The organism is Xenorhabdus innexi, assembly GCF_002632485.1.
GTDB classification, from domain to species: domain Bacteria; phylum Pseudomonadota; class Gammaproteobacteria; order Enterobacterales; family Enterobacteriaceae; genus Xenorhabdus; species Xenorhabdus innexi.
The window spans coordinates 1-1,341 of record NZ_NIBU01000175.1 but is presented as its reverse complement, the minus strand read 5'-3'; the positions used below and the strand labels follow the sequence as shown (position 1 = coordinate 1,341).

At 37.5% G+C, this 1,341-nt stretch carries 1 protein-coding gene and 1 pseudogene; one reads left to right on the top strand and one right to left on the bottom strand.

Annotated elements, in window-relative coordinates:
- Window positions 1-94 (top strand): annotated as a pseudogene (locus Xinn_RS20840) (IS5/IS1182 family transposase); the annotation flags it as partial.
- Here the strand turns inward: Xinn_RS20840 and Xinn_RS20835 are convergent.
- Complete coding sequence (locus tag Xinn_RS20835) at window positions 65-862, bottom strand: AAA family ATPase (RefSeq protein WP_244590290.1); 798 nt, start codon at window positions 860-862, stop codon at window positions 65-67. The pseudogene Xinn_RS20840 and the gene Xinn_RS20835 sit on opposite strands and share 30 nt — an antisense overlap.
- Between the last annotated feature and the right edge of the window lie 479 nt (window positions 863-1,341).

The window sequence follows — 1,341 nt, the reverse complement described above, 5'->3', positions numbered from 1 at the left end:
GTGGAAGAACTGCGAGGGAGATTTGAATACCAGTCTCCAGTTCGTCAATCTGGCATTCCTTGTCTTACTGCTGCGCAGAAAAAATACTGAATAGCCTCTTAGATTCAAGTCGTTTAGCAAGGTTTCCCAAATGAATGATAGGTTTAACTCGGAAGTAGTTGCTGTAAAGAACAAATACAGGCATGTTCCGGTTTAAATAAGAAAGAAAATTGTCTGCCTCAATTAATAGTTCCAACTTAGAATTAATATCTTCCCAACGTTTAACCTCTTTTTTATCTTCCTCATCAACAAATGGCAGCTTTTCCTCAAGCCATTTGTTTAAAGTCGCAGCATCATTGGCCCCTAGAATTTTGTATATAGACCAGCCACTCGTTAATTTATTAAGACTCTCTGAATGAGGTTTTGCATCACCTTCAGTGGAATTTCTGTCTAAATGAGCAGTTAACCTTATTAAGTCATTTTTTATGTCATTGTATGTTGGTGATGTAAAACCAACCAAACTATGAGTCGCTCTATTATTTAAATATCGAGTAAATGTGTAACTAAGTGAATTACGCTTTATTTGTTCTGGCGCGTTTTTCAGATCTGATTCTTCTAGTTCAAAGACAGCAGTAACTACTTTCACCTCGCCCGGGTCTAAATCTCCACGACTTATCTTTGTATAGTTAGCTCTCGGATAGTCGCGTAGAGGATCAAATTTTTTTGTTCCCTCCGGCGGATTTATTTGCTGTATAGCTTGGAGAATAGCTGTCTTACCTGCTTCGTTTGGGCCAACCAATATCGTTTTAAGCCTCTCAACCTCAAACTCCCCAGTATCAATAATACTCCGATAGTTTTGGACTCGAACTTTACTCAAACGCATAGTCAATCCTTTTGCAATAGACAAGTGTGGTTAATAGAATTATGAAAAAATGATAAATAAAGAAGCTACCTCAAATTTCCGCTAAAAGGTTTATCAATTCACTGTGGCAATGAATAATTATAAATATTACAACTAACGTTGGTGTTGGTCATTGAAGGTACTGTAAATATTATTTTTTATTTGGAAATCAATTCTGCTTTTCGCTCATAACCACCCAAGTACCTTACTGTAGAGAGCACAGAACCAGAAGCGAACGCTCTTTACTGTATTTGTATACTTTTCTGTCTGGGGACGCACAGCCAGATAAAGCGATAACTAATACAACTAAGGTTCTTAGATAAAAGCTTTTATTTCCTACCCCTGAAAATCTTTTTCACCCCCTCAGTTATGCACCCTCTGCACAATTCCCTGAAAGCCTTGCTACATCTGGGTTTGATGCAATTAATATAATATTCACTGACTGTATCACCTGTTCACCC